The organism is Methanocella conradii HZ254 (assembly GCF_000251105.1).
Lineage (GTDB): Archaea > Halobacteriota > Methanocellia > Methanocellales > Methanocellaceae > Methanocella > Methanocella conradii.
In genome coordinates, this window is sequence record NC_017034.1 from 1222228 (window position 1) to 1242103 (window position 19876).

Here is a 19876-nt window from a genome sequence, read left to right on the forward strand (position 1 = left end):
GTTTTTAAATGCCCAGATCTTTTTTATGATGTGTATTATTTTGAGATAGTAGGCCACCGTGGGGCGCCAGGGCAGGCGCCGGAGAACACGCTGTTATCCTTTGAGCGTGCGATTCGCACGGGCGTGGACTGGATCGAGCTCGACGTGCGAAGGAGCAGGGATGGGGTGCTGGTGGTCATTCATGATGAGATGGTGGATAGGACGACGGATGGCAGCGGGAGGGTAAGCGATATGGGCTTTGGCGAGCTGGAAAGGCTCGACGCCGGGGCCGGCCAGCGAATACCGTCGCTCCAGCAGGTCGTCGACCTGGCTAAGGGCCGCGTCAAAATGGACATCGAGATAAAAGAAAAGGGCATAGAGGAAGACGTCGTTAATACGATAAAAAAGAACGGCATCGAGAGTCAGTGTATGGTATCCTCTTTTAGCTATGACTCGATAAAAAAGGTGAAAGAGCTATGCCCGAGACTCGTGACGGCCGCCATCATGGACGAGATGCCCGAGGACGTGGAAAAGTACATGGACACGCTGCTCGGCGTTGACACGAGGATACTCATGCTGAGCAAAAAGATCGTCACGGAGCCTTTCATCGGAGAGGCCCGCCGCCTGGGCTTCTCATTAGGCATATGGAACGCCGACACGACGGCCGAAATAGAGAGGTACGCGGCGATGGACCCCGAGTATCTATGCAGCAATTACCCGGAGATGCTCGTCGAGTTCAGGCAGGCACACTCTATTGTATAGGGCTGATTTTCGCTTTTTATTGCCAGGGGATACTATTTTAATGATTATGCGTATATGTATTTCGAGTTAATAGCATGGGTTGATGCGAAGATGGCGATACACCCTATAGAGTATAGGTACGGCACGCCCGAGATGAAGGCGGTATGGGCCGAGGAGACAAAGCTTAAGAAGCTGCTCATGGTGGAGGCCGCGCTGGCTAAGGCGGAGGCCGAGGTGGGCCTCATATCAAAGAAGGATGCCGAGGCTATTGAGGCCTGCATGGACAGGGTCAGCCTGGAGAGGGTGAAGCAGATAGAGGAGGAGATCAGCCACGACATGATGTCCGTGGTGCTCGCCTACGCGGAGCAGTGCGGGGAGGCGGGCAAGTGGCTCCACTATGGCGCCACCTCTAATGACATTCTAGACACGGCGCTTGCGCTTCAGCTAAAGGATGCTATTGAGATCATCGAGGATAAGCTGGGAAGGCTCAAGCATGAGCTGCTAAAGAAGGCTGACGAGACCAAGAGGCTGGTCACCGCGGGGCGGACTCATGGGCAGCTTGCCGTCCCGACGACTTACGGCCTCAGGTTCGCCATCTGGGCCATGGAGGTCGCGAGGCACCAGGAAAGGCTGAGGCAGCTTAAGCCGAGGGTCGTGGTGGGCCAGATGAGCGGCGCGGTTGGGACCCAGGCGGCGTTCGGCAAGGAGGGCATCAGGATAAAGGAGCTCACCATGAGATATCTCGGAATACCTGCGGTCACCGTTTCCTCGCAAATAATACAGCGGGACAGGCATGCGGAGTACATTGAATTTTTAGCCCTGGTGGCCAGCACGCTGGACAAGATATGCCTGGAGATTAGGCTTATGCAGCGCAGCGAGATAGGGGAGCTTGCGGAGGGCTTCGGCAAAAGGCAGGTCGGCTCTTCAACGATGCCCCACAAGAGGAATCCTATCAACTCAGAGCAGGTCTGCGGACTGGCCCGGGTGGTCAGGGCATACGTTGAGCCTGCGCTCGAAAATAACGTATTATGGGACGAGCGAGACCTTACGAATTCCTCGTGCGAGCGCGTCATCATACCGGAGGCGTCCATACTGCTCGACCACATGTTAAATAAGACCATCAATGTGATCAGTGGATTGACGTTCTATCCCGAGAACATCAAGCGCAATCTTTACATTTTGAAGGGCGTGCAGATGAGCGAGGCGGTGATGATAGCCCTGGCCAAGAAGGGGTTCGGCAGGCAGAAGGCGCACGAGATCGTGCGAGCCGCTTCAATGAAGGCGTTCGAGCGCAACATGCCCTTCAAGCAGGCCCTCATGGAGGATAAGGATATATCCGAAAAGCTCACGTCCGAGGAGATCGACGAGGCCACCGATCCCGAGAGGTATATAGGCACGGCGGTCGAGCAGGTCGAAGAAGTCTTAAGGAAGGAAGGCTACTATAAAGAGGGGCGCATATGAGCGATTTCTTGTTGATGCTCCCCACCCTTAACGAGGAGGAGGCTCTTAAGGCGCTGGGGCCGGAAATCCCGGGGTGGATGGACGTGGTGGTTGTGGATGGAGGCTCCACGGACGGGACGAGGAAGATAGCCGAGAGCCTTGGCTACGCTTTTTTGACGCAGGAGTTCGGGAAGGGCAAGGGCTGTGGCGTGAGGTCGGGCATGAAGTACTTCTTGAGCCACGGCTACAAATACCTGGGCATGATCGATACGGACTACACATGTGTGCCTTCCGAGCTGGAGCGCATGCTCGCGGCCATGCAAAGCGATGGCTTTGACCTTGTGCTGGGCGCAAGAGACAGGGTAAGGCAGCGTGAGCTGCTTGGCCGCTTCTCGCTTTTCATCAACGCGTCCACTTCGGGGCTTACGTCCTTTGCATATGGCATGCATCTCCCCGACATCCAGACGAGCTACTGGCTTTTTAGCCGTCGCGCCGTGGAGGCCCTTTACCCCAGGCTGGTCGCTTCAGGCTTCGAGATCGAGTACGATATGGTCTTTAACTCGTGGAGGGAGGGGCTGCGTATAGGCACGGTTCCCGTGACTATCCGTAAGAGGCTTGGCGAGTCTAAGTTTACTAACTATTTGCGCCTTAAGCAGATTTACCATGGGCTTCGCTATGTTAATAAGAGCCTTTTGATAATGCTTACAGGTAAGCGCTCGAATGGTAAGCTGTGACGTCTCCCCGTTTCAATGGGGACCCTTGTCTCTTGACATATTATAGCCGTGCCTTAGCGTTCACGCGTCACGGCCCTTTTATATGGTCATCGTATATATGGCATCGTAGCCATTCCTGTTATCCATATATGCGATGCGATTCCCGTAGATAACGGGCGCCCTCTGATCGTGCGGCTCGTTCGTTATCCTTCGCTCCACGCCGGTGCTCAGGTCATAAGCGTATATATCCCAGTTGCCGTTGCGGTTGTCATCATATACGATCGTATTACCATAAATGTCAGCGTTCCATTGCTCGCCCTCAGTCGCAACCACTGAGGTTTTGGCCGTGTTAATATCATACATGTAAATGTGGCTTTTACCATCTCTATCGGAGTAGTATACTATCGTATGGTCATATATCCTCGCGTGGTTATTGTTGCCGCTGCCAGTCGAGACCCTTTGCGGCTTTGAATTAAGCTTCGCAAGGTCGAGCAGGTATACGTCGCTGCCCTCGCCATCGACTACGGTGTACACGAGCATGTCCTTGTAAATCCTCATGTCAAGAGGCTTTGGGATGTCATAGATGACTATTGACGTCTGCCCGTCAACCATGTTGAACACCCGTATCGTGTGTAATGGTACCCATGTTCCATCCGTATTATAGTGGCCGTCGTCCTGGTAGTAGGCAAGCTTCGTATCGAACATGGTGAAGCCGCTCCTGTCGCAGTCATCATCGGAAGACGTGAGGCCAGATTTCCTGCTGTTAATGTCATACAAATAAATCTTATTCCCCTCAGGGTAGAATAGTAGCACCTTGCCGTTGCTGATGGCCCCGTTAGAGAATACGCATCCCTCCGCTATCCTCGTGGTCCGCTGCGTGTTAACATCGTATAGCATAGAGTAGTTCTTCGTGCCATCGTACATGTCATAGACGATGTAGTGGCTCCATATGCCGGGATAGTAGTACTCGAAATCGCCCCCGGTCACCTTCGTGTCCTGCTGATAATGTCCGGCGTCCAGCGTGGGGGTCGGCGTGGCGGTTGGCCTGGGAGTAGGGGTCATCGTGGGAAGAGGAGGCGGGGTCACCGCTATCGCAGGCGTCTGCGTTACGGGTGTGAGGGAAGCGTCAGGGGTTAAATAATCATAAATGATGAAGACACAGACGCCCATGATTAGTAATATCAGGACCAGTATACATATAAAAATGGCTTTAGAAATTATGCTCTCTTCACCAGGGTGGGGTACCATAAGGCTTGACCTTTTAGCTCAAGCCGATAACGATAACAATGGATAAGTCTTTTTCGGTTATGTTATAGCCCTGGTGACGTCCATGAGGTCCTCGGGAGGGCAATCAATCATCCCCAGGGCGGCCACCGCCCCGATGATGCCGCGCTCCCCGCTAATCTTAAAAGTCCTGACGCGCGACCTTCTCGCCACTGCCAGCGCCTCCTCGGCGGTCACGATGCCCCTCCTCGCCCGTGCGGCAAAGCCGACCAGCTCGGGGCATGGCTTTAGCCCGACCTTCACGGCCATGCCCGTGTTCTTCGACAGGGTCTGTCCCTTGAGGTACTCGACCGCGCGCTGGATTAGCGACTCGACGACCTCCTTTTTAACTGCAAGCTCGATGTAGCTCACCGCGTTCCCCGCCGTCTTGCCAGGAACGCCAGGATACAGGAAACCTACGTTGTGGGAGATGCGGCGCACGCCCTCGATTGAGGATAGGAGGTCTAGCAGCGAAAGCGTCAGCGCGAACGTGGCGCCCGACTCGGCCTCGTCGGTGTCGTCCACGGCGATGGCCATGTGCGTAAGCGCCTCGGTCACGACGACGCCCTCAACATAGCAGCCCCTTTTATTGTACATTATGTCAAGCACGCCGTCCGCGCTCTCCATCATCTCGGTGAGCGAGTAGGCTGGCCCCCCAAACGTGCGTATATGCTGGTAAACCAGGCCATTGCTCACCAGGACCTTTTCAAGGTAGAGCGCCTCATCGTGCCGCGGGGCAACAGGGCCTGCCTTGACCTTCTGCCTTAATATGAGCCCATTCTTTCGCACGTGCGGGTTGCCCATGGCGTACATGTACTCGCAGAAGGCGATGCACCCCTCGCTCCTGCACTCGTGGAATATCTCTACTATGTCGCCGTCGACGGTCGTGAATATCCTCTTGCACGCAGATGCTGGCAGGCTCCTCGTCCGCCTCATGGCGTACTTCGCCCGCCTCCTGCCCGCACACTCTTCCAAGACGGTGACGCACCCGTCATCCACAAAACGGTGTACCCAGTCCTGTATGGTGCTCCTGGGCATGCCAGTTGCCACCGAAAGGTCGTAGACGTCGAAGTAGCCCTTTTCGCGGGTTATCTTCTCAATGATGCCTAAAAGCTCCTTGCGCTTTTCGAGAGACTTTAGCATGGATGATACACTTTGATATGATTTTTATTAGTGAACTCACGTGAGCGTTTTTGCCATCATTTCGATAGAGGAGGCTAGCGCCTCTACCTCCTCTTTTGTGGTGTAGCACCCGAACGAGGCGCGGACCGCTCCAGAGATGCCGAGCCTGGCGAGGGCGGTCTGGGCGCACATGGCCCCGCTCCTCACGCATATCTTCCTGGCCTCGTCGAGGATCATGGCCACGTCGTGGGGGTTCAGCCCTTTCAAGTTGAAAGACACGAGGGAGCCTCGCTCCTCAGGGCCGTACACCTCTACCTGCGGGATCTCGCTGAGGCGTTTGGCGCAATACTTCGCAAGCCCCTTAAGATGGGACTCGATATTATCGACGCCCAGCGCTTCTACGTATTTAACGGCGCGGCCCAGCCCTATCACGCCGGGGATGTTGGGGGTGCCGTACTCGAAACGAGAGGGCGCCTCGTCGAAGCTGAAGCCTTCCAGCGTGACATTGCTAACCGTTCCGCCTCCCGCAAACACAGGGTCTAATCCCTCGGCGTCCTTTACGTACAGGATGCCCGTGCCCTGCGGCCCTAGCAGGCCCTTATGGCCCGAGGCGCATATGAAGTCGCAGTCCGAAGCCTCAAAATCGTAGCTCATCTCGCCGAGCGATTGGGCAGCGTCCACCAGCAGCTTTATGCCGTGCCTTTTAGCGAGCCTGGCGATGGCCCGCACATCCTGTATGGAGCCGAAGAAGTTCGAGACGTGGCCTATTGCTATCAGCCTGGTCCTCTCGGTAATGGCGTCTTCTATCGACTTAACGTGTACGACCCCATAGTCATCGGCATCGACGACCGTGACCTCGACGCCCCTCTTCCGCAGCCTCATCCATGGGAGCAGGTTGCTGTGGTGCTCCATCACCGATGTTATGACATGATCGCCCCTCCTCCAATCGAGCCCATAGGCCACCATGTTGATGCTCTCGGTCGTGTTTCTCGTGAAGATGGTGTTCCCTGGAGGCACGCCGAGGAAAGATGCTACCGCCTCGCGCGCATCCTCATACTTCTCCGTCGTCTCCTTCGAGAGCCGGTGCGCCCCCCGGCCATATGGCCCGCAGTACTCCGTAAAATACTCGTCCATGGCCTTTACCACTGGCAGGGGCTTCTGGCTTGTGGCGGCGCTGTCCAGGTATATGACCTTCTTTAATACAGGGAAGTCTTCCCTTATCCTATAAACATCGTACATGGCTTTTCACTATGCCAGCCAGAATATATTAAAACTTAAAGCCTTAATAATTACCGAAGATCTTCCATCCATCTGTGGTGTTTACTACCACTATACGAAGCTCTCCGGTCTCATTCTGGCCCATATAGGATATCGTGGCATTAGTGTTGACAATGCGGGCCTCTGAGAAGTTTCCCTCGAACAGGCTGCTATTTATTGGGTAGCTTTCGGTCACGTTAAATGAATAAATCTTGATATAGGAACCCTTCTCGCCCCACATTGACACGTGCTTGTCAATCCACGCCTGCTTGGATAAATTCTGGTTAGCGTGATATGCAAGATCATATGCGTGCTCATAGTCGCCCTTGCCAATCAGCATCCAGAACTGGGTTACGACTTCTTCAGGGCTGAGATCCTTGACGGATGGCTGTGAAGCGCATCCGCTGAGCAGCAACACAAGCATGACGGCGGCGACGGCGACTATGCCCTTGACCTTTCGAACCATAAATGGAGCTCCTGATTCAGGTAAGACCTCTTATAATGTATCCTTATTGTTAATATATGTTTTTGTCTTCATGATTTGTGCCAAATTAATGCTAATGGGTGCTAAATAAAAGAACTAGGGGGGCTATAGCCCCACATTGTTTAATCTTCGCTTTTTTCATCGCTGGACTTGCTGCCTGCTGGCGGCTTAACCTGGGTTGCGGCGAGGACGTCGTCTATCCTTATTATCATCTGCGCCGCCTCGGCCGCGCTCTTAATGGCCTGGGTCTTTACGCGTAATGGCTCGACGACTCCTGCCTTGAGCATGTCCACGGCCTTACCCGTGTAGACATCGAGGCCATAGTTCGCGCCATCATTGCCATCATGCCTCGTCTTCAGCTCGATCATGGCGTCTATGGCGTTAAGGCCCGCGTTCATGGCGAGCGCTTTCGGTATTATCTCCAGGGCTTCGGCGAAAGCCTGGACGGAGAGCTGCTCCTTGCCCTTGATAGAGGCAGCGTACTGCTTCAGCCTCACGCTTAGCTCGGCCTCCACGGCGGCGCCGCCGGGGACGACTTTGCCGTCCTTGATGGCCGCCTGCACCGCGTGCAGCCCATCGTCGATGCCGCGCTCATACTCGTCGAGTATATGGCTTGACGGAGCCCTTAATATGGCAGATATGACCCGCCTGTCCTTGCATTTTGTGAGAATTATCATCTTATCGTCGCCGACCTGGACCTCTTCGATCTGGCCCGCGAAGCCGATGTCATCCTCGGAAATGTCGTCGAGGTTGGTGATGACCTGGCCGCCAGTGGCCTTTGCCACCCGGTCCACGTCCGACCTTTTAAGCCGCCTGACGCCCATTATCCCATACTTCGCCATGTAGTGCTGGGCGAGGTCGTTGATAGCCTGCGTGGTGAAAACCGCCTTGACGCCCAGCCTGGCTATCTTGTCAACCTGCTCCTTTATCTGCCGGTCCTCCTCGTTGCGGAACGCCTGGAAGCCGACGTGTGATTTCACCTTGAACTCGGCGTCGAACTTGGTGTCCTTGGCGTCGAAGCCGTATTCCATCGCTAGCACTTTGACGTTCTCCAGCTTTTTGGGCATCTGGAAATTGACCACTCCCTTATCAATTACCACGCCCTCGATTATCTTCGAGTCTGCCAGGTTGCCAGTTTTCTTCTCCAGCAGGAAATTCTTCTTCTCGACCTCGTAGTTGCCTGCCGAGTCCTTCTCCATCATATAGCCCGCCGCCTCGAGGACCATGCCCGATAAAAACTCCTTTGCGTTCTCGCAGTCCTTGCCGGTGATGGAGGTTTCGGCGATCTTCCTCAGCATGTCCCTGTCGTTTTCGGTGACGTTGACCGCCATCTTTTCTATCAATTCGAGCGCCTTTGAGGCTGCCATGCTATATCCCTTAACTATCGATGTCGGGTGGACGTTTCTCTCCAGAAGCATGCCTGCTTGCCTCAGCAGCTCGCCCGCGAGCACTACCGCAGTCGTCGTGCCGTCGCCGACCTCTGAGTCTTGTGTCTTTGCGACCTCTACCATCATCTTGGCCGCGGGGTGCTCTATGTCCATCTTTCTTAATATGGTTGCGCCGTCATTAGTGACTACGATGTCTCCGGTCGAGTCTATGAGCATTTTGTCCATGCCTCTCGGCCCGAGCGTTGATACGACGGAGCCTGCCACTGCCAGTGCCGCCATTATGTTGTAGTATTGTGCGTCGCGGCCTCTGGTGGCCTGGCTGCCTTCTTTCATGATATATACCGGTCCAGCTTGTGCAGCTTGTTGTGCCATTTTTAGTCCTCCTGTGAATGTAAAAATGCTGATTTTATGTGATTGTAGTTCAATATAAAGTTTTTCGTCTGGGATGGTTTGGTATGTAGAGATGATGGTCGGGTGGATGGTTGGCGATTTAATGGTGATGGTCGAGCAAATGGTTCTTTTATTGAGGCTGAAGGGGGGCTTCGCTTTGCTCCGCCCCCCCCCTTCAGCCTCTAGAAGTAGAAGATGTGGTGTCAAACCATCCGTTTTCACATAGAGCCCCCCCTTTAGTCTCTAGAAGTAGAAGATGTGGTGTCAAACCATCTTTTTTCTTGTAGACTTTGCCGGGCAGCCTGGTACAAAATATGGAAAACTTCGAGGACATCACACATTTTCAGATCGCTCACGGCACCCCATCGATGACGTCCTCGATATCGCCTTTGACGGAAACTGCCTTAAGCCTTTCAACGCCCTTTATCTCCCTTATGACCTCCACCACGGCCTCCGGGACGAGGGTTTCCCAGGCCTCCCCGGCCAGGATGCGCCGCCTTATCTCCGTGCCCGAGTACTCATGCCTGTTATACATTGGAGAATATGCGACCTCGTAGCCTGCCTCGCGGAAAAGCCTTGACACGAGCGGATTGTTAGAGTAAACAGTTGAGAACGGAGGCGTCATTGAGCGAACGTGAGCCACCCATAGGGCATTCCTGTAAATATCGCTAATCGGGATTACATAATAGTAAAGGTCCAGGCCTTTCAGGCTTCTCGATATCATCATGATGCGCTCGCCCGCGGTAAACGGGTTATCCGGCGTATGGCTAAGCTGGGCGCTTCCGATGCCGATGACGAGCTCGTCCACCTGCTTCGCTATCTCCCCAATCACCTTAAGGTGGCCCAGGTGGAAAGGCTGGAAGCGGCCGATGTAGAAGCCCCTCTTTTTCGAGTCCATAGCAACCTCTCTGTATTGCATCCTACTATTTAAACATGTTTCAGGTCAAAGTTATATGGGGGGAGCGCCATCATTTCATGGAATCTCAATGGTAAACATAACTAAGTATAGAGACCGGCTAATCCATTGCATCGACCCGGTTGCCCGCTTATTCGCAAAAATAGGGCTAACTCCCAATCAGCTCACGTTTATCTCGCTAATGTTCGGCATCACATCCGCATTATTATACGTATTACAGCACACTTACCTGGCAGCGGGGATGCTCCTCCTCTCCGGCCTCTTCGACTTCATCGATGGAGGGGTAGCGCGCATCAACGGTAAAACGTCCGCCTTCGGTGCGGCCATCGATTGGATCATTGATAAGTACGTCGACTGCCTCGTCCTCATCGGCATAGCGTTTAGCGGCCTGGCAGATCCGAGAATCGCCGCCATCGCGATATTCGGCTCTATGATAAACACGTTTATCAAGCCAGTTACGTATGCGGAGATGGGCTTTGAGAAGAAGGAGAACGGCAAAATAAAAGACCCGCTGGAGGGCGTGGGCATCTTTGGCCGGCCCGAGACCGCCATCACGCTCATCGTGCTGTCGCTACTCAACCAGGTCTACTGGGCCGTCGTGATAATCGCAATCATGACCAACTTTTCTGCCATCGAGAGGGTCGTCTATTTGTACAGGCACATGCGAGGCCGGGGCAAGACATGAAGGTCGACATGCACGTCCATACCAGCAAGTCTGACGGAAGGGATAGCCTGCACAGCATGGTGGAGGCCGCCGAGGCCAGGGGGCTCGACCTCATCGCCATAACCGACCATGGCCCTGGCCATGGGAGCGGCATCGACGAGAGGCAAGCCCTCGAAACGAAAAAGGAAGCTGAGCTGCTCCAGCCAAATTACCATGTACGGATACTGGTGGGCATCGAGGCGGAGATATTGCCGACGGGCGAGGTCCTTCTTGATAGCAGGGAAGGGCTGGACATCGTGCTCGCGTCGTATCATGGCGCCTCGTCCGTGGAAGCCTACTATCAGGCCGTTCTGAGGGCCGTCACCGACCCCAAAGTGGACGTGCTCGCCCACCACGCCTGGGTTATAGGGGGCTTCGAGCAAGCCGGGGAGTACGATGACGTGCTCATCGAGCGGATGGCCGCGCACGGGGTGGCCATAGAGATAAACTCAAAGCACGCCTTGCCCTCATGGGATTTTCTCATAAAGTGCAGGGACGCCGGCGTCAAATACACGATTGGCAGCGACGCCCACAGGGCAGCTGACGTCGGCTCGGTTGCATGGGCAAAGAATACTGCCAGGCACATCTATGGCGATAAAGGGCTTTTCCTTCCATGACTCGCCATCAATTTAATAAGCATCATCGCCTCATCTCTGCCATGATAAAGATGAAAATGCGCCCACTGGCAGTAGACGCCATAGTCATATACAGAGACAGGCTAGTATTTATAAAAAGAAAAAATGAGCCATATAAAGGAATGCTGGCACTACCGGGAGGCTTCGTAGAGGAAGGAGAAACCACAGAGCAGGCAGCGATAAGGGAAGTATGGGAGGAGACCGGCCTGAAGGCCGAAATACTTAAGCTTGTGGGGGTCTATTCTAATCCCCACAGGGACCCGCGAGGTCCGGTCGTATCAATCTGCTATCTGCTTAAAGCCGCCGGCGAGCATAAGGCGTCGACGGACGCGAGCGAGGTGATCCTTTTAAAGCCAGCCGAGGTGCCGATGCTGGCTTTCGACCACAACGCGATGATAAGCGATGCGGAGAAGGAGTGTAATCTAAATGGAATTTTGTCCGAAGTGCAAGAGCATCATGATCCCCAACAGCGGCGTCCTGAAGTGCCGTAAATGCGGCTTCCAGAAGAAGCCAGCCACAAGCGAGGCCGTCATCGTAGGCGCCCCGGAAAAGCCCCAGCGCGAGATGACGATCCTGGAGGGCAAGGAAGACGCGGGCCTTCCCACGACTGAGGACGTCAAGTGCCCCGAGTGCGGCAACCAGAAGGCCTACTGGTGGATGCGGCAGCTAAGGAGCGCCGATGAGAGCGAGGTGCGCTTCTTCAGGTGTACCCAGTGCGGGAAGACCTGGAGAGAATATAATTAAGCCACAAGCGCATGTATTATATAGCTTGCATAAATTAAAATTAGAAGAGTGATTAAAGGAGACGGTATATGTTCAAGGCGGTAATCAACGCAGAGGTCTTAAAGGACGCGATCGAGGCGGTTTCCACGCTGGTCGACGAGGCCAAGTTCAGGATCACGAAGGACGGCATGTCCGCCAGGGCGGTTGACCCGGCCAACGTGGCGATGGTTTCCTTTGAGATCAGCTCGAAGGCATTTGAGTCATACGATGCCACGGATGGCGAAATAGGAGTTGACTTGACCAGGCTGAACGACATTCTGGGCATGGCCTCGAAGGATGATAAGGTCGAGCTGAACTTGAATGAGGAGACCCGTAAGCTCGAGATCCGTACCGGGGGCCTTGCATATACCCTGTCTTTACTGGACCCATCGTCCATCAGGAAGGAGCCTAAGGTGCCAAACCTTGAGCTTCCGGCCAAGATCGTCTTGAATGGCGCCGAGCTGAGGAGGGCGGTAAAGGCTGCGGAGAAGGTGTCCGACCACATGGCGCTCGGAGTCGTTGATAAGACGTTCTACATAGAGGCCGAGGGCGACCTTGATAAGGTCCGGCTGGACATCCCTGAGTCGGGCCTCATCTCAATACAGTCGAGCGGTAACGTCCGCTCGCTGTTCTCTCTTGACTACTTGAATGACCTGGTGAAGTCGCTCGGTAAGGCCGAGCGTGTGGCCATTGACCTCGGGACTGACTACCCCGTGAGGTTTACCTTTAGCATTGCTGGCGGTAATGGCTCTGTGACGTATCTCCTTGCGCCGCGCATCGAATCGGAGTGAGACTTAAAACCCCATGTCTGAGAGGTAGGCGTCAAGGTTTAGTAAAAAGTCGTTAAGGCGATCGATGGGCACGAAGATGCAGCCATTCTCGACCATGAGGGCGTCATCAAGCCACGAGACTATCACTGGAATTGAGCGGATGCCGAAGGCTCGCTCATGGGCCAGGCACCGCTCATAGTGGAGCTTCGCCTGCTCCTTTAAAGAAGAAGGCCTATGCCTGCCACGGCCATACTTCTTGCCGTCGATACACAGGCACAGGCCTCTACGGAAGGCGACAACGTCTATCTGGTAGCCCCTCTCAGGGGACCTGAACACTTTACGGAACTGCACCTCAAAATCGTGGTGCTCAAGCAGGTCCCGTATGTATTCCTCGAACTCCTGCCAGCTTAATCCCTCGATGTCATCGCCTATCATGCTCACAGGATATCCAGCTTCTCGGCTATGGACGCTTCCGGATAGCGGCGATCCTCGTGCATCTCCTTATCGTTGAGCACCTGGCGCTCAAGGGTAGACATGGCTATGTGGAAGGCGCCATCCGCCCCCCAGCCCTCGCCACGGGCATTATAATAATGCCTATCCGTCTTCAGGCGCACCCGGCATAATACGAGGGGTATGCCCCTGAACGTCTCCTTATGCTGCTTGAAGTACACGTTGATAGTGCCCCTGCCGAGGAAACGCTCTGACTTTTTTATGAAGTTCTTTATGGAAGTGGTCACGTAGTCCTGGTCAAAGTCCACCAGGCTACCGTTGGTGAGCTGGAGCGTAAAGTTGGGGTTGCTATTCTCATTCTCCATAGCAGCCAGGGCCAGCAGGACGTCGGTCCTCGTGATGATGCCCTTCACCTTTTCGTCAAACACGACGAGGCTGTGCACGTCATGGTCAAGCATGAGGTTGACAGCTTCCCTGATCGTGGACTCTGGCTTGACGGTCAGGACGCTATCCGTCATTATGTCCTTCACCTTGATGTTGCGCATCGGAGAATTGTTGGCGCCGATGCTGTCCTTTCCGGCCCCTACCTTCTTGGGCATTATCAGCTCGAGCAGGTCATGCATGGTCACGATGCCGGCGAGCTTGCCATTAGACATGACCGGCACCCTTGAGATGCCCTCCTCCCTGAAAATGTTGATGACCTTTCCTACCCGGTCATCGGCGTCCACCGATATGACGTCCTCGCTCATGATGCTCGACACGGGCCTTGACCCGAAGTCGGTCTTTGTGGCCTCCCTCATGAGGTTCTCGTTGGTGACCACGCCTATGACCTTCCTGTCGAACACGGGAAGCTGCTTAAGCTGGTTTTCTACCATTAGCCTGGCAGCCTCGCAAATGGTGGTGTGCGGGGTAATCTTCGGAGTCTTTCTAACCAGCCCGCTGATGCCAGTCTTCAGGTCGTGGATGGAGCGGACGATGGACTTTTCGGTCACCATCCCCACGTATTCCTTCCCATCGAATACGAGCACTGCGGGGTTGTTCGAGTTCTTGAATAAAGGCAGCACCTGCTGAAGGTTAGCCTTTATGTCTATCCTTTCGAAGTTGTCTGTGGTTATTTCAGATACGTACATCTTGTATTACCCCTTTTTTGCCAGTACCTTTCCGGTACAATAAATAGTATGCATCCGAATGCTGATAATCATTTCGGAATCGGCGTATAGGGGAAAGTTTTTTAAGAAGAAGCGTATATATAGACATTTCAGGTTTAGGCCTATTTTTGATAAAGAAAATATATACGCAATCAGCGTAAACTAGATATCTGGTGGCTCTATAATGGTGAACGATAACCTGCCTTCGCGGCCCCCCATAAGCAGCCCGGCCAGTTCGGGCGAGCTTGAAATGAACGATTGGCTTAGAAAGCTAAAGGAAAATCAAGAGCGCAGAAGAGAGGAGAAGCTGCGAAGGTATAATGACCTCGTCTCGAAGGTCATCATCATACTGGTAGGCGTTTGCATCGTGTGTTTCATCGCCATAGTGGCCCTGGCTGTCGAGAACAACAACCTGTACAAGCAAAACGACCAGCTTAAGGCAAGCTATGAAGAGCTTAACGTGACGAAGAGCGAGCAAATATCAAAGCTGATAAGCGATAACAACGACCTGCGCCAGTTCATATTCAGTAACCGCTCAAACAACGTCGAGTATACCGTCAACATAGACCCCAACCTTCCTAAGGTCAGCATGATCACGTTCAACAATAACCGGATACACTTCGTCTTCTCCGATGGGTCCGCCAAAGACGTGTATTTCATCGATACAAATCTTTATGTGAATAGCCAGTGAGGATTATAGCTCACCTATCTTTTTCAGGTGCTCCACGGCCGCTCTAGTCACGACACGGCCACGGGGAGTGCGGTTGATGAAGCCGATCTGTATCAGGTAAGGCTCGTAAACGTCCTCGATGGTCTCCACCTCCTCGCTCACCGTCACGGCAAGCGTTTCTACGCCCACCGGCCCGCCATCGAAGTCCTTTGCTATCTTTTTAAGGATGCGGCGGTCCATGCCATCCAGGCCCAGGCAATCCACGTCCAGGCGGTTCAAAGACTCGTCCACCGCCTCCCTGTCGATGATCTTTTTATTATCCACCGAGGCAAAGTCCCTGATGCGCCTCAGCAGGCGGTTGGCGATCCTGGGAGTGCCCCGCGACCGCCTGGCAATCTCCATTGCCCCATCGTCGCTCAACCCTACTCCGAGGATGCGCGCGGAGCGCTCGATGATGGTCTTGAGGTCGGAGGGCTCGTAAAACTCGAACCTCATGGACATGCCGAACCGGTCCCTCAGCGGGGAGGTGAGCAGGCCAGCCCGGGTCGTCGCACCCACCAGGGTGAACCTCGGCAGCTCCAGCCTTATCGAGCGTGCGCTCGGGCCTTTACCTATTATGATGTCTATCTCGAAATCCTCCATGGCAGGGTATAGGACCTCCTCGACGACGTGGCTCAGCCTGTGGATCTCGTCGATGAAAATGACGTCTCCCTCCTTGATGTTCGTCAGTATCGCGGCCAGGTCGCCGGGCCTCTCGATGGCCGGTCCCGAGGTCAGCCGTATGTTCGCCCCCATCTCCCTGGCGATGATATGCGCCAGGGTCGTCTTGCCCAGCCCGGGCGGGCCATATAAAAGTACGTGGTCCAGGGGCTCCTTCCTCTTCAGGGCGGCCTCGATGAAAACCTTCAGGTTCTCCTTGACCTTGCGCTGCCCTATGAACTCTTCGAGCGTCCTCGGGCGTAACCCCTCAAAGGACCTGTCGAGCCTCTCATCCTCGGTCTCCTCCGGGGAGACCAGGCGTTCCTCCTTTTTATCATTCGAGACGTTTATCATAGGTACCTTAACGAAATCTTGATAAGCTCTTCCACTTTAACCGGTGCAGGCATGGACTCCCTCGCCTTCGCCACCGCAGCTACGGCTGCCTGCCTGGCATAGCCGAGCGCCACGAGCGCCGACGCGGCGTCCTCTGAGACGGTGTCGGCGGGCTGCCTCCTTTCATGGCTTACGATGGCCATCTCCGCCACCTTATCCTTCAGCTCGAGTATCAGGCGCTGCGCCATCTTCTTGCCCACGCCGCTGACCCTGGTCAACGCCTTAGCGTCTTCGGCCACGATGGCCTCTGCCAGGTCTGAGGCCGTGATGCTCGACATGATGCCGAGAGCCACCTTCGGGCCGATCCCCGATACGGTCATCAATAGCTTAAAGAACTCCCGGTCCTCCCACGTCGTGAAGCCATACAGCGAAATGCCATCCTCCTCGCGGAAATGCGTATGTATGTATACCTTACACATCTCCCCCTCGTTGGGGAGCAGGTCATAAAGGTGTGTGGGCACCCTAACGTCATATCCCACCCCGCCCACGTCGATGACTACCCTGTCAGGGCCTTTAAAGTCGAGCCTGCCTTCCAGATGAGCGATCATATCCGCTTTCTCTCCATCATATCCATGGCGTCCACCGAGTGAGCGTGGCAGATGGCGATGGCCAGGGCGTCCGCAGTATCGTCCGGCCTCGGGATTTCTTTTAAATGCAGCAGCTCTTTCACCATGAACTGCACCTGCTGCTTGCTTGCCCTCCCATAGCCGATGACGGCCTGCTTCACCTGCAACGGCGTATACTCGACCACTTTGATCCCATTGTTCACCGCTGAGAGTATGATGACTCCCCTGGCCTGGGCTGCGACTATGGCGGTCTTGGCATTATTGTTGAAAAAAATCTCCTCGACAGCCACCACGTCGGGCACGTATTCCTCCATTATATTGGCCATGTCATCGTATAATATCTTTAGCCTTTCCGGGATAGGCGTGCCGCTCTCCGTCGATATGTGGCCATATCCCCCTGGCTTTATCCGTGTGCCATCCTTCTCGACTACGCCGAACCCTGTGAGCGCGATGCCAGGGTCGATGCCAAGTATCCTCATCAATCCTTCTCCAAACGATAAGTAAGCTTTATCTTTATTCAGCCATATAAACTGAATATTAGGTTCGTATAAAAGCTTTGTCAGAGGGCGTTGAAAGTAAAATTTTTGTATTGCAGGGGTATAACATGCCGTTATTTGGCTCGAGGCCACAGCAGGGACGCTTGGATGCGTTACTTCAGGAGATCAGCCTGGGCGAGGGCGATGACCGCACGGTCAGGCAGCTTCAAGAGCTAGCGGCCGGGATGAGCGAGGAGGAGGTCAAGAGCCTCGCAGACGCCCTGATGGCTAACCTGGTCAAGTATCCAGACAACATCGCCGTGCTCACCACATCGGTGAAGGCGCTCGCCGTGCTCCCCTCCATGCCGGAGGCGAAGAACGAGTTCATCATCGCGCTCATACTATCGCTTTTGAAGGCCCCTGTAAACAAAAAGGATGCCCTCCAGCGGAAATCCTTGAAGACCGAGATAGTCAAGCTTCTTCTATCTTTCGTGTATAGGGATGACCGGTACGCCAAGCTCATGATGCCCGAGCTGATAGCCGCCATGGACGACACGTACGGCTCGATATCCTCGAGCGTGTGCAGCGCCCTCCGGCGGCTCGCGGCGGAGAGGCCCGAATACTTCGAGCGGCACTCGGCGGCGCTAATCAAGCACCTCGGGAGCATAAACAAGTCCACCAGGGCCGAATCGGCTAAGATAATTGGCATCATAGCGAAGTCTCACCCCGAATACGTGTCTAAGGCCATGCCCTTCCTTCAGTCGCTCGCCTCCTTCTACCCCGACGCGCACGTAAAGCGTAACGCTAATGAGGCCTATCAAATCATCTGGAAGGGTACGAGGAAAGAGCCCGAAACCCCCCTGGTAAATAGGAGTACGGCGTCTTCCGGCGTGGGATTCGCCGATATCGTGAAGCTCAAGTCGGGTTCGGCCACAGGCATCCCGAAGGCACAGCTCACCGATGACGAGATGAGAGAGGTCGTAGGGCTGACGAGAGGGGAGTTCAAGAGCGATGCGGAAGCAATGCTTAATCCGCTTGGCATCGGTCAACTGGCTGTAAAAGGAAAAGCTGAAAAGGCGTTAAAAGGGTATGGCAGGGATAAGCAGCATTCGCCCAAGTGTCCACGTTGCGGCAAAGCCACATGGACTGAGGGCCAGCTATGCGATAGCTGCGCCGGGGCCGAGTTCGATAGAAACGTGGCCGGCGGACATGAATAGGCTATTTTTGCACTATGAACATGCCCGTGCGAAGGCTCCTGGCCTCTTCATCGGTAAGCTTCGCCACCTCGACGCCCTCGCCGATGAAGGCGCTGTTGCCCAGCGGGTCCTCGATTATTATGGTAAAGTCTGGCTTGCCATCCCGCGCCGCCTGCATGGTATCCAGCAGCGACTCAGCCCGCCGCCTCTCATCCTCGGTCTCCGACCATTTCCTGGCCATTTCCACCACCGACTGAAGGCGCTCGATGACGCCCTCGACGTTCGTGATGTACGCCTCTGAGGCCGGGCCTGGCTCAATCTCCACGCCCCACTCCGGTATGCGGATGGTGCCCGAAGTCGACCGGATGACGCGAGTCCACAGGTCGCCCTCGCTGCATACCCGCTTAAGGTATCGTACCGGCTCCTTCTGCCCGAGTATGATCGTGTCGACGAACTTGAACCCGCAGTCGCAGGCCAGGCTAATCTCCATCACGTCGCCAAAATATGGTATATTGTCCAGGTTGCCTCGCATCTCGAGGATGCTGCCACACGCTGGACAATTGTAGAAGCCCGTAGATTCGCTACTTCCTGCTCCCGAGTCTCTCATCACACACTGAGGGGCGCTACTTGCTAGTAAACTTTGTCCTGTCTATCTTGATGGACATCGGAGTCACGACGACCTGGTTGTCGTTTATCATCGCGATGTCGCCGCTGACGTCGAGGGCGACCTGCTTGAGGTCCTTTAGAGCCCTATCCCTGGTCAGGCTATCGCCCTTGATGGGCGTGATATCAGCTATGACTATATTCCCGTTATAAATCTCCCTCTTAAGCTCAGGAATCTGCCCCAGGCTGGCGAGCTCTCCCACGCGCACATACGTTTCCGCGGGCCCGCTTCCCTGGGCCTCCTCGATCTCCTCGAGGTTTATCTCCGTGTAGTCATCCAATCCATCTGCTGGCTTTGAGCCGAAAAGTTTTCCTATGATGCCCTTGTTAGCCATTTTATTCCCTCTAAAATGTAATGCCACCACCTGTATAATTACTTTATCGTTTGCCAGGCCTTATACTTCCATCTTCCATATCCGGTCGCCAATGTAATGGATAGACTTGACGGCCTTACCCCTGTTGCCCATCATGGCGTCCGCGTTCACCAGCGCCTTGCCGATGGCGAGCGGCTTTCCGTGCACCTCGTCGCAAACTATCACGAGGTCTCCCTTGCGGATGCTGGTATCGACGTCCACGATGCCCGGGCTCATGATGTCGGCGCCCTTGGCCACGAACTTTACCGCCCCCATGTCGATAACGACGCGCTTCCTTTTCGGCCGCAGCTTAAGCGCGCCCCTTATCGTCGGAAAGTAGGTATCGTTCACCGAAAACAATAGAGGCTCCCCGTTGACCAGGATGAACTCCTGGTCTTCGTCGGTCTCAGCGACCTCCAGCGTCTTGCCCGCAAGCTCGGCCTCGATGGATTCTCCAAAATTCGCCTTCAGGTTTTCAAGGATCTTTTTTGCGGCATCCTCTCTTAAATGATGTCTTGCCTTGATTCTCAAAGGACTTTCCTCGCTTCTTATTTCTAGAAATTCGAGACTAAAATCTATATTGGCTTCATTTATAATACTTTTGCTGATAGCTTCGCGGTCGCATGCTCTGTTTAGCATAACATTTATGGTTTAGTATGCCAATAAACGAATTGTTCATAAATAATAATTCGTTTTATT

24 protein-coding genes are annotated in these 19876 nt (G+C 54.5%); 10 read left to right on the forward strand and 14 right to left on the reverse strand.

Annotated elements, in window-relative coordinates; translation table 11 throughout:
• Nucleotides 1-30: 30 nt before the first annotated feature.
• The 3 genes from MTC_RS06250 (at nt 31) to MTC_RS06260 (ending at nt 2894) form a co-directional block, all read left to right on the forward strand.
• Nucleotides 31-741 (forward strand): glycerophosphodiester phosphodiesterase, encoded by a 711-nt coding sequence (locus MTC_RS06250; RefSeq protein ID WP_014405848.1) that lies wholly within the window; start codon nt 31-33, stop codon nt 739-741.
• A gap of 90 nt (nt 742-831) precedes the next feature.
• A complete protein-coding gene (gene purB, locus MTC_RS06255) occupies nt 832-2181 on the forward strand; it encodes an adenylosuccinate lyase (RefSeq protein ID WP_048189573.1) in 1350 nt (449 codons plus the stop codon).
• Nucleotides 2178-2894: a glycosyltransferase family 2 protein gene (locus MTC_RS06260; protein WP_014405850.1), complete on the forward strand. Its 717-nt coding sequence runs from the start codon at nt 2178-2180 to the stop codon at nt 2892-2894. Before purB ends, MTC_RS06260 begins: the two co-directional genes overlap by 4 nt.
• Before the next feature lie 78 nt (nt 2895-2972).
• Here MTC_RS06260 and MTC_RS06265 read toward each other — a convergent pair whose 3' ends face one another.
• The 6 genes from MTC_RS06265 to MTC_RS06290 all read right to left on the reverse strand — a co-directional run bounded on the left by MTC_RS06265 (nt 2973) and on the right by MTC_RS06290 (nt 9675).
• Complete coding sequence (locus MTC_RS06265; RefSeq protein WP_237705860.1) at nt 2973-4043, reverse strand: TolB family protein; 1071 nt, start codon at nt 4041-4043, stop codon at nt 2973-2975.
• Nucleotides 4044-4178: 135 nt separating this feature from the next.
• The gene (locus MTC_RS06270) at nt 4179-5279 is read right to left on the reverse strand and encodes a hypothetical protein (RefSeq protein WP_014405852.1); all 1101 of its coding nucleotides are present in this window, start codon (nt 5277-5279) and stop codon (nt 4179-4181) included.
• A 36-nt stretch (nt 5280-5315) separates the two neighbouring features.
• Nucleotides 5316-6497, reverse strand: a complete 1182-nt coding sequence (locus MTC_RS06275) for a cysteine desulfurase (RefSeq protein WP_014405853.1) — start codon at nt 6495-6497, stop codon at nt 5316-5318.
• 43 nt (nt 6498-6540) lie between these two features.
• Nucleotides 6541-6981: a hypothetical protein gene (locus MTC_RS06280; RefSeq protein WP_014405854.1), complete on the reverse strand. Its 441-nt coding sequence runs from the start codon at nt 6979-6981 to the stop codon at nt 6541-6543.
• Between the two features lie 140 nt (nt 6982-7121).
• The gene (gene thsA / locus MTC_RS06285) at nt 7122-8759 is read right to left on the reverse strand and encodes a thermosome subunit alpha (protein ID WP_014405855.1); all 1638 of its coding nucleotides are present in this window, start codon (nt 8757-8759) and stop codon (nt 7122-7124) included.
• Nucleotides 8760-9129: 370 nt separating this feature from the next.
• Nucleotides 9130-9675 carry a nicotinamide-nucleotide adenylyltransferase gene (locus tag MTC_RS06290; protein WP_014405856.1) on the reverse strand — a complete coding sequence of 182 codons (546 nt, stop codon included), beginning with the start codon at nt 9673-9675 and terminating at the stop codon, nt 9130-9132.
• Nucleotides 9676-9763: 88 nt separating this feature from the next.
• Here MTC_RS06290 and MTC_RS06295 point away from each other — a divergent pair, with 88 nt between their 5' ends.
• The 5 genes from MTC_RS06295 to pcn all read left to right on the forward strand — a co-directional run bounded on the left by MTC_RS06295 (nt 9764) and on the right by pcn (nt 12584).
• Complete coding sequence (locus MTC_RS06295) at nt 9764-10378, forward strand: CDP-alcohol phosphatidyltransferase family protein (protein ID WP_143767091.1); 615 nt, start codon at nt 9764-9766, stop codon at nt 10376-10378.
• A complete protein-coding gene (locus tag MTC_RS06300; protein WP_014405858.1) occupies nt 10375-11013 on the forward strand; it encodes a PHP domain-containing protein in 639 nt (212 codons plus the stop codon). The genes MTC_RS06295 and MTC_RS06300 overlap by 4 nt, the downstream gene beginning before the upstream one ends.
• Before the next feature lie 41 nt (nt 11014-11054).
• Nucleotides 11055-11522 carry an NUDIX domain-containing protein gene (locus tag MTC_RS06305; RefSeq protein WP_014405859.1) on the forward strand — a complete coding sequence of 156 codons (468 nt, stop codon included), beginning with the start codon at nt 11055-11057 and terminating at the stop codon, nt 11520-11522.
• On the forward strand, nt 11488-11775 hold the full coding sequence (locus tag MTC_RS06310) for a transcription factor S (protein WP_014405860.1): 288 nt from the start codon (nt 11488-11490) through the stop codon (nt 11773-11775). The genes MTC_RS06305 and MTC_RS06310 overlap by 35 nt, the downstream gene beginning before the upstream one ends.
• 68 nt (nt 11776-11843) lie before the next feature.
• Nucleotides 11844-12584, forward strand: a complete 741-nt coding sequence (gene pcn / locus MTC_RS06315) for a proliferating cell nuclear antigen (pcna) (RefSeq protein WP_014405861.1) — start codon at nt 11844-11846, stop codon at nt 12582-12584.
• Nucleotides 12585-12587: 3 nt separating this feature from the next.
• On the opposite strand, the gene MTC_RS06320 is transcribed toward pcn, so the two are convergent.
• Both MTC_RS06320 and MTC_RS06325 read right to left on the reverse strand, forming a co-directional pair.
• Nucleotides 12588-12998 carry a restriction endonuclease gene (locus MTC_RS06320; protein ID WP_014405862.1) on the reverse strand — a complete coding sequence of 137 codons (411 nt, stop codon included), beginning with the start codon at nt 12996-12998 and terminating at the stop codon, nt 12588-12590.
• Between the two features lie 2 nt (nt 12999-13000).
• Complete coding sequence (locus MTC_RS06325; RefSeq protein WP_014405863.1) at nt 13001-14143, reverse strand: CBS domain-containing protein; 1143 nt, start codon at nt 14141-14143, stop codon at nt 13001-13003.
• A gap of 202 nt (nt 14144-14345) precedes the next feature.
• Between MTC_RS06325 and MTC_RS06330 the strand changes: the two genes are divergently transcribed.
• A complete protein-coding gene (locus MTC_RS06330; protein WP_014405864.1) occupies nt 14346-14852 on the forward strand; it encodes a hypothetical protein in 507 nt (168 codons plus the stop codon).
• A gap of 3 nt (nt 14853-14855) precedes the next feature.
• Here the strand turns inward: MTC_RS06330 and ruvB are convergent, their stop codons facing one another.
• Genes ruvB through ruvC form a run of 3 tightly spaced genes read right to left on the reverse strand, consistent with a single transcriptional unit; the run spans nt 14856 to nt 16968 of the window.
• Nucleotides 14856-15884: a Holliday junction branch migration DNA helicase RuvB gene (gene ruvB / locus MTC_RS06335; protein ID WP_014405865.1), complete on the reverse strand. Its 1029-nt coding sequence runs from the start codon at nt 15882-15884 to the stop codon at nt 14856-14858.
• On the reverse strand, nt 15881-16471 hold the full coding sequence (gene ruvA, locus MTC_RS06340) for a Holliday junction branch migration protein RuvA (protein ID WP_014405866.1): 591 nt from the start codon (nt 16469-16471) through the stop codon (nt 15881-15883). Before ruvA ends, ruvB begins: the two co-directional genes overlap by 4 nt.
• Entirely contained in the window at nt 16468-16968 is a 501-nt protein-coding gene (gene ruvC, locus MTC_RS06345; RefSeq protein ID WP_014405867.1) for a crossover junction endodeoxyribonuclease RuvC, read from the reverse strand. Before ruvC ends, ruvA begins: the two co-directional genes overlap by 4 nt.
• 125 nt (nt 16969-17093) lie before the next feature.
• On the opposite strand from ruvC, the gene MTC_RS06350 reads away from it, so the two are divergent.
• The gene (locus tag MTC_RS06350) at nt 17094-18182 is read left to right on the forward strand and encodes a hypothetical protein (protein WP_014405868.1); all 1089 of its coding nucleotides are present in this window, start codon (nt 17094-17096) and stop codon (nt 18180-18182) included.
• Nucleotide 18183: 1 nt separating this feature from the next.
• On the opposite strand, the gene MTC_RS06355 is transcribed toward MTC_RS06350, so the two are convergent.
• The 3 genes from MTC_RS06355 to MTC_RS06365 are packed head-to-tail and all read right to left on the reverse strand — an operon-like array spanning nt 18184 to nt 19708.
• Complete coding sequence (locus MTC_RS06355) at nt 18184-18768, reverse strand: ZPR1 zinc finger domain-containing protein (RefSeq protein WP_014405869.1); 585 nt, start codon at nt 18766-18768, stop codon at nt 18184-18186.
• Nucleotides 18769-18784: 16 nt separating this feature from the next.
• Nucleotides 18785-19159 (reverse strand): cell division protein SepF, encoded by a 375-nt coding sequence (locus MTC_RS06360; protein WP_014405870.1) that lies wholly within the window; start codon nt 19157-19159, stop codon nt 18785-18787.
• Between the two features lie 60 nt (nt 19160-19219).
• A complete protein-coding gene (locus tag MTC_RS06365; RefSeq protein ID WP_014405871.1) occupies nt 19220-19708 on the reverse strand; it encodes an RNA-binding protein in 489 nt (162 codons plus the stop codon).
• Nucleotides 19709-19876 lie beyond the last annotated feature (168 nt).